The sequence below is a fragment of the Flavobacterium sp. genome (assembly GCF_040382755.1).
GTDB lineage: Bacteria > Bacteroidota > Bacteroidia > Flavobacteriales > Flavobacteriaceae > Flavobacterium.
On record NZ_JBEIET010000145.1, the window covers coordinates 1 to 4,327 of the forward strand.

The 4,327-nt window shown below is 32.3% G+C and carries 3 protein-coding genes; 2 read left to right on the forward strand and 1 reads right to left on the reverse strand.

The features are described from left to right. Nucleotides 1–208, forward strand: a 208-nt coding sequence (locus ABWO04_RS10125) for a DUF2795 domain-containing protein (protein WP_353079589.1), incomplete at its 5' end; no start/stop codon positions are given. A gap of 102 nt (nt 209–310) precedes the next feature. Beyond that, nucleotides 311–3,667, forward strand: a complete 3,357-nt coding sequence (secA, locus tag ABWO04_RS10130; protein WP_353079590.1) for a preprotein translocase subunit SecA — start codon at nt 311–313, stop codon at nt 3,665–3,667. 70 nt (nt 3,668–3,737) lie between these two features. Here secA and ABWO04_RS10135 read toward each other — a convergent pair whose 3' ends face one another. Continuing rightward, nucleotides 3,738–4,121, reverse strand: a complete 384-nt coding sequence (locus ABWO04_RS10135) for a pyrophosphohydrolase domain-containing protein (RefSeq protein WP_353079591.1) — start codon at nt 4,119–4,121, stop codon at nt 3,738–3,740. Nucleotides 4,122–4,327 lie beyond the last annotated feature (206 nt).

Consider the following 4,327-nt stretch of genomic DNA (forward strand, 5'->3'; position numbering starts at 1 on the left):
AGAATTGGCATCATATTTAAGTGATGCGCCTTGGCCTGCTACAAAAGACGAATTAATTGACTACGCCATCAGAGCTGGAGCACCATTAGAAGTGGTAGAAAACTTACAGTCTATAGAGGATGAAGGTGAAATTTATGAGTCGATGGAAGAAATTTGGCCAGATTATCCTACAGATGAAGATTATCTTTGGAACGAGGATGAATATTAAAAAATAAATAGCCTATTAAAAAGTCTCTTCGGTGAGGCTTTTTTTTTGGTTATCTTTACAAATGAATACAACCGTAAGGTTAAATTATATAAAACATAGATTATGAGTATTGTAAATTCGATATTAAAAATATTTGTAGGTGATAAATCAGCCAACGATATCAAAGCCATTCAACCTATAGTGAATAAGATTAATTCTTATCAAGAAGCATTAAAATCAATTTCGCACAACGAATTAAGAGCAAAAACCGCTTTATTTAAAGATAAAATCAATCAAGCTCGTGCTGAAAAAGATGCTAAAATTGAAGCGTTAAAATCGGAAGCAGAAAACACAGTAGATGTTGATGCTCGTGAAAACATATATACTGAAATTGATAAGTTAGAAAAAGAAGCATACGATATTTCAGAAAAAACTTTAAATGATATTTTACCTGAAGCATTTGCTGTACTAAGAGAAACGGCACGTCGTTTTAAAGAAAATACTTCAATTACTGTTACTGCTACTGCAAAAGATAGAGAACTTTCTGCAACCAAACCTTATATTACCATTGTTGGTGAAGAAGTAAATTGGGCAAATTCTTGGGATGCTGCAGGAAAACCAATCACTTGGGATATGATTCATTATGATGTACAATTAATGGGTGGTATCGTTTTACATCAAGGCAAAATTGCCGAAATGCAAACAGGAGAAGGTAAAACATTAGTAGCAACACTTGCGCTTTACTTAAACGCACTTACAGGAAATGGTGTACATTTAGTTACTGTAAATGACTATTTAGCGAAACGTGATAGTACTTGGAAAGCACCTTTATTCGAATTCCACGGTTTAACTGTAGATTGTATTGACAATCACCAACCAAATACTGAAGCGAGAAGAAAAGCCTATAATGCCGATATTACTTATGGTACGAATAACGAATTTGGTTTCGATTATTTACGTGATAATATGGCGAATTCTCCAGAAGATTTAGTACAAAGAAAACACAACTACGCGATTGTAGATGAGGTCGATTCTGTATTAGTAGATGATGCAAGAACTCCTTTAATTATTTCTGGACCTGTTGAAGATGGCGACAGACACGAGTTTTTAGAGTTAAAACCAAAAGTAGAAAACCTTTTTAATTTACAAAAACGTATTGCTACAGACTGTTTAACCGAAGCGAAACGATTAATTAAAGAAGGAAATATTAAAGATGGTGGTTTTCAATTATTAAGAACCTATCGTGCGTATCCTAAAAACAAAGCATTAATTAAGTTTTTATCGGAAGAAGGAATCAAACAAATTCTTCAAAAAACAGAAAATGCTCATATGCAAGACAATAACAGAGAAATGCCTAAAGTAGATGAGGCGCTTTACTTTGTTATTGAAGAAAAAAACAATCAAGTAGAATTAACAGACAATGGAATTAAATTTTTATCGCAAGATACCGATGAGAATTTCTTCGTATTGCCAGATATTTCAACTGGAATTTCAGCTATCGAAAAACAAAATTTAGATAAAGATGCTGAAGCCGAATTAAAAGAAGATTTATACAGAGAGTTTTCTGTAAAATCAGAAAGAATTCATACACTTACGCAATTATTAAAAGCATATGCTGTTTTCGAAAAAGATACAGAATATGTTATAATGGACAACAAAGTAATGATTGTTGACGAATCGACAGGTCGTATTATGGATGGCCGTCGTTATTCTGATGGATTACACCAAGCTATTGAAGCGAAAGAAAACGTAAAAATTGAAGCAGCCACTCAAACTTTTGCTACAGTAACATTACAAAATTACTTCCGTATGTACAGCAAATTAGCAGGTATGACGGGAACAGCAATCACAGAAGAAGGCGAATTTAATGAAATCTATAAATTAGATGTTGTTGAAATCCCAACAAATAAACCAATGTCTCGTATTGACAGAGAAGATTTAATTTATCGTTCGGTTCGTGAAAAATTCAATGCAGTTATTGAGGATGTAGTAGAACTTTCAAACGCTGGAAGACCTGTGTTAATTGGAACCACTTCAGTAGAAATTTCAGAATTATTAAGTAGAATGCTTAAAATGCGTGGTATCAATCATAATGTGTTGAATGCGAAAATGCATAAAAGCGAGGCTGAAATTGTAGCTGAAGCTGGAAAACCAGGCGTGGTGACTATTGCAACAAATATGGCTGGTCGTGGAACGGATATTAAATTATCACCAGAAGTAAAAGCAGCTGGTGGTTTAGCCATTATAGGAACAGAACGACACGATTCTCGTCGTGTAGACCGTCAGTTACGTGGACGTGCTGGTCGTCAAGGTGATGTGGGAAGTTCACAATTTTATGTTTCTTTGGAAGACAACTTAATGCGTTTGTTCGGTTCAGAGAGAGTCGCAAAAGTTATGGACAGAATGGGATTAAAAGAAGGTGAAGTGATTCAGCATTCTATGATGACAAAATCTATCGAACGTGCGCAGAAAAAAGTAGAAGAAAACAACTTTGGAACCCGTAAGCGTTTATTAGAATACGATGATGTTATGAACTCACAACGTGAAGTGGTGTACAAACGTCGTCGTCACGCCTTACAAGGTGAGCGTTTAAAAGTAGATATCGTAAATATGATTTATGATACTTGCGAGGTAATTGTAGAAAACAATAAAATTGTAAATGATTTTAAAAACTTCGAATTTCAATTAATACGAACGTTTTCTATTACTGCTCCAATTACAGAAACTGAATTTGCAAAATTAAACATACAACAAATTGTTGCCAAAACATATAAAGCAGCGTATGCATATTACGAAGAAAAAGTAGTTCGTGATGCAAAAGAAGCGTATCCAATAATTAAGGATGTTTACGAAAATAATAACGGACAATTTGAAAGAATTGTAGTTCCTTTTTCAGATGGAATTAAAACCTTAAATGTGGTTACGAATTTAACAAAAGCCTACGAATCAGAAGGAAAATCGTTAATTACAGATTTCGAAAAGAACATCACTTTAGCTATTGTAGATGAATCATGGAAAAAACATTTACGTAAAATGGATGAAATGAAACAATCGGTTCAATTAGCGGTACACGAACAAAAAGACCCTTTATTAATTTACAAGTTCGAAGCGTTTAAATTATTTAAAGCCATGATTGAGCAAGTGAATAAAGATGTGATTTCATTTTTATTTAAAGGAGAATTGCCTTCACAAAATGCGAATAACATTCAGGAAGCGAAACAAGTAACTAAAAAATCAAATTATACGGAATCAAAAGATACGTTAGATTCTGATGATTTAGCGCAAGCGAATAGAGAAGCTGGAAATCAAGCACAACAGCGCCCAACAGTAACTGAAACTATCGTTCGAGATCAACCAAAAATTAATAGAAACGATAACGTAACAATTAAAAACGTTATGAATGGAAAAAGTGAAACTATGAAATACAAAAAAGCAGAAGCACTTTTAGCTTCTGGTGAGTATGTTTTAGTTTCTGAATAAACATCTAATTATAATTACAAAAAAATCCTTAATGTGAATTAAGGATTTTTTTGTTTAAAATCAGAAAATATTACTTCAAAATAGCTTCAAAATTAGGTTTAAAATAATTTGGGCCTTTCATTACTTTTCCGTCTTCACGATAAATAGGCTTTCCGTCTTCACCTAATTTACTCATATTACTTCGCTGAATTTCATCAAAAACAGCTTCAATTTTATGTTGTAAACCATGTTCTAAAATAGTTCCGCATAATATGTATAACATATCGCCAAGCGCATCGGCAATTTCTACTAAATCATTATTTTGTACAGCTTCTAAATATTCCTCGTTTTCTTCCTTCATTAATTCAAAACGAAGGTTGTTTTTCTGAGTTCCTAAATCGACTTTCATTTCTTCACTTACACCTAATCCATAAGTAGTATGAAATAATTTTACTGCATTTAATTGTTTTTGCATAATATAAGTTTAAACATTAATTTAAATTTGATAATTCGTGGCAATTTTTTTTGATATTATTATGCTATAAAATTATATTTTAAAACTTGTAATCCTTAAATTTGAAAAAAAAATTATCAACATGTTTTCAAAAGGACAAACCGTATTTGCAATTTTATTTGCGATTTCTTTTATTACAATTATTGTTTTTATGTATTTAAAGGATA

Bases quoted from the DNA above. Each gene is read 5' to 3' on its own strand.
- secA (WP_353079590.1), top strand. From the start codon at position 311: ATGAGTATTGTAAATTCGATATTAAAAATATTTGTAGGTGATAAATCA.
- ABWO04_RS10135 (WP_353079591.1), bottom strand. From the start codon at position 4,121: ATGCAAAAACAATTAAATGCAGTAAAATTATTTCATACTACTTATGGA.